This window comes from Nonomuraea sp. NPDC001684, from assembly GCF_053596515.1.
Genome location: NZ_JBSFGJ010000655.1, coordinates 1 through 3,816, shown reverse-complemented (window position 1 = coordinate 3,816; position 3,816 = coordinate 1). Strand labels below are relative to the sequence as shown.

General features: G+C 74.2%; 3 protein-coding genes. 2 read left to right on the top strand and 1 reads right to left on the bottom strand.

The genetic code is table 11. The features are described from left to right. A partial coding sequence (locus ACWCSD_RS49425) for a type I polyketide synthase (RefSeq protein WP_449926283.1) occupies positions 1 to 2,284 on the bottom strand: 2,284 nt, incomplete at its 3' end. A 296-nt stretch (positions 2,285 to 2,580) separates the two neighbouring features. On the opposite strand from ACWCSD_RS49425, the gene ACWCSD_RS49420 reads away from it, so the two are divergent. Both ACWCSD_RS49420 and ACWCSD_RS49415 read left to right on the top strand, forming a co-directional pair. After that, positions 2,581 to 3,330, top strand: coding sequence for an SDR family NAD(P)-dependent oxidoreductase (locus ACWCSD_RS49420; protein ID WP_449926280.1), 750 nt, complete (start codon positions 2,581 to 2,583; stop codon positions 3,328 to 3,330). Between the two features lie 231 nt (positions 3,331 to 3,561). Beyond that, positions 3,562 to 3,816 (top strand): AfsR/SARP family transcriptional regulator (locus tag ACWCSD_RS49415; RefSeq protein ID WP_397162597.1); only part of this gene is annotated, 255 nt, incomplete at its 3' end.

The following is a 3,816-nucleotide window of genomic DNA, read 5'->3' as shown; positions in this document are numbered from 1 at the left end:
GCGGAACGTCGCCCGTCCCGGGGCACAGAGGGGCGAGGAGCCGGAGCAGCGGCTCGCGCAGCGGGTCCATCTGAGGGCTGTGCGAGGCGAAGTCCACCTGGACGCGGCGTCCGTAGACGCCCTCGCCCTCCAGGTGACGCAGGATCGCGTCGATCTCCTCCGGCTCGCCCGCCAGGACGCAGGACGTGGGGGAGTTGCTCACCGCGAGGACCGCCGTGCCGCCACGTCCGGCGACGAGCGTACGGGCGCGCTCGGCCGGCAGCTCGACGGCCGCCATCGCCCCCTGACCGGCGATGCCGGCCCGGACGAGACCGCTGCGGCCGCAGATGATCCGCGCGGCGTCGTCCAGGTCGAGGACCCCGGCCACGTGAGCCGCCGCCACCTCGCCCATCGAGTGCCCGACGACGGCGTCGGGCTCGAAGCCCCACGACCGCCACAGGCGGGCGAGCGCCACCTGGACCGCGAAGATCGTCGGCTGGGCGACGTCGATCTCGGCGAGCCGGGAGCTCTCCGGCCCCGCGCGCAGCTCGGCGGTCAGCGACCAGTTGGCGTACGGGCGCATCGCCGTCTCGCAGTCGGCGATCGCCTCGGCGAAGACGGGCTCCTCGCCGAGCAGGTCGCGGCCCATTCCGAGCCACTGCGCCCCCTGCCCGGGGAAGACCCAGGCCGTCCGGTGGGTGGCCTGGAGATCCTCCAGTTCGCCGGCGCAGACGCCCTCCGCGTGGCCGTCCCGGGCGAAGGCGGCGAGCCTGGCCGCCGCCTCCTCGCTCGTGCTCGCGACGAGGGCCAGCCGCCGGTCGTGGTGGCTGCGCCGGACGCCCGCGGCCCGGGCGACCCGGTCCAGCGGCACGCCGCCGAGCAGCTCCGCGTACCGCCCGGCGAGCGCGCCGAGCGCCTTCGCGGTGCGCGCTGAGACGGGCAGCAACATCGCACGGACGCCATCCGGGCCGTCCGGCTCCGGCCCGGCCGTGGCGGGCGGCTCCTCGACGACGATGTGGGCGTTCGTGCCGGTGACGCCGAAGCTGCTCACGCCCGCCCGGCGTGGCCCGTCCTGGGCCGGCCAGGACTGTGCCTCCGCGCACACGCGCACGCGGATGTCGTCCCAGGGGATGGCGGGGTTGGGGGTGGTGAAGTTGAGGCTGGCCGGGAGCCATGCCCGCTTGACGCACAGCACGGCCTTGATCAGGCCGGTGACGCCGGCGGCGCCCTCGGTGTGGCCGAGGTTGGTCTTGACCGAGCCCACCAGGAGCGGGCGATCCTCCGGCCGGCCCGGCCCGAGCACCCCGTTCAGGGCGGCGATCTCCACCGGGTCGCCGACGCTGGTGCCGGTGCCGTGGGCCTCCACGTACGCGACGCTCGCCGGGTCCACTCCGGCGTCGCGGTAGGCCGCTCGCAGCGTCGCCTGCTGCCCGCCTACCTGCGGGGCCATGAAACCGTCGGAGTGCCCGTCGTTGCCGGCCGCCGCCCCGCGGATCAGGGCGTGGACGCGGTCCCCGTCGGCCAGCGCCCGGGAGAGCGTCTTGAGCACGACGACGCCGACGCCCTCGCTGCGGACGTAGCCGTCGGCGCGGGCGTCGAAGGTCTTGCACTGGCCGTCCGGGGCCATCATCGCGCCCTGCGAGAAGCCGACGGCGTGGTCGGGGGTCAGGACGGCGTTCACACCCCCGGCGAACGCCACGTCGCACGAGCCCGCCCGCAACGACTGCACGGCCAGTTGCACGGCGACCAGGGAGGAGGAGCAGGCCGCGTCGAGCGCCACGCTCAGCCCGGTGAGGTTGAGCGCGAAGGAGACCCGCCCCGCGTTGCCTCCCCGGGTGCTGCCCGCGACCGTGTGGACGTCGAGGCCGTCCAGCGCTCCCGACTGCTGATCCCAGTAGTCGCTGGTGATGACGCCCATGAAGACCGCGCCGGTCAGCTCCGGCATGCGTTCCAGTACCAGGCCGGCGTCCTCGAACGCCTCCCAGGCCACCTCCATGACCATGCGGTGCTGAGGGTCGGTCGCGGCGGCCTCACGCGGGGAGATGCCGAAGAACTCCGCGTCGAACCGGTCGATGCCGGAGAGGAAACCGCCGTACCTGGAGGCGAGCCTGCCCGGGGTGCCGGAGGCGGGCGCGTAGACCTCGTCGACGGGGAACCGGTCGGCGGGGATCTCGGAGATCGTGTTCTCGCCGCGGCACAGTAACCCCCACAACTCCTCGGGAGATCGGGCGCCGGGCAGGCGGCAGGCCATGCCCACCACGGCGATCGGTTCTGGGGCGGACCGAAGGTCGTCGGTCGTGCTCATGTCGAAGTCCTCTGTACTGGTTGTGCGAAGGCTGGGACCCACGTCGCGTAGGCCGGGTCACGAGCTCGCCGTGACGCCGTGACGCCGTGGCGGCGAGCGGAACCGGCTGCCCACCGCCGGGCCGGCGGTTCCCACGATGCGTCCGGGGCTTGCCGTTCGTCAGAAGACCTTGCGGCCGGACAGCTCTGATCATCCGCAAACCGGAGCTGGCATGGTGCTCCCCGGCCGGGACGCGGCGGCGCTCGTCGGCGCGCCGGCTCCAGCGATCGGACACTGACCGGCGGGAAGGCGTGATCATGGGAAAGACGCTTGAGGGCAAGGTGGCACTGGTGACCGGTGGTTCGCGCGGCATCGGCGCCGCGACGGCGCGGGCGCTCGCCCAGCAGGGCGCCGACGTCGCCATCAGCTTCGTCGCCTCCGCGGGCAAGGCCGAGGCCCTCGTGGACGAACTCAGGGCGACGGGCGTGCGCGCCCGTGCCTACAAGGCCGACCAGGGGGACCCCGAGCAGGTCACCGGCCTGGTCGAGGCGGTGGCCGGCGACTTCGGGCGGCTCGACGTCCTGGTCAACAACGCCGCTGTCTGGGTGGTGGGGGCGGTCGACGCGTCCGTTCCTGACGCCGGGGCGTTCGCCCGCCAGCACGCGGTGAACTTCGGCGGCGTCGTGGCGGCGATCCGGGCGGCCGCCGCCGTGATGGAGGAGGGCGGCCGCATCATCTCGGTCGGCTCGGGGACGGGCACCCGGGTCGGCTGGCCGGGGCTGGCCGACTACGTCGCCAGCAAGACCGCGGTCGTCGGCTACTCCAAGGGGGCGGCGCGCGACCTCGCGCCGCGCGGCATCACGGTCAACGTCGTCCAGGCCGGGTGCGTCGACACCGACATGAATCCGGCCGACAGCCAGGCGGCGGCCACGTTCCTCGCCTCGGTGCCGCTCGGCCGGTACGCGCGGCCCGAGGAGATCGCCGCGCCTGTCGTCTTCCTCGCCGGCCCCGGCGGCTCCTACATCACCGGCGCCGTCCTGAACGTGGACGGAGGCTACAACGCCTGACGGCTGCCTGCGCCGGCCCGACGCTCCCCGCGGCCGGCGCAGGCGTGGAAATCACCCGCGAGGCGGACGACTCGGGCGGTGGTTCCGGCATACATTCCCCGGCTGTTGGGGGCCGTGAGGCCGAGAGCAGTCCGGCGACGAGGGTCGCGGGTGTGACGTCGCGCAGGCGTCGCACCCCTGACCACGTCGCGGCCTGGGCGCTGTCCGGGCCGGCCGACAAGGGAGTACGCGGTGGAGTTCCGGGTTCTGGGTCCGGTGGAGGTCTACGACGACGGCGGCCGGCGGGTCGAGGTGGGCGGGCCGCGTCAGCGGGCGGTGCTGGCCCGGCTGCTCGCCGCCCGGGGGCAGCTCGTCCCGATCGACACCCTGGTCGACGATCTTTACAAGGACTCACCGCCGGTGACGGCGTTGCCGACGGTGCAGTCGTATGTGTCGCATTTGCGGCGGGCGATTGAGCGTGATCGGCCTGCGCGGTCGCGGCCGAGG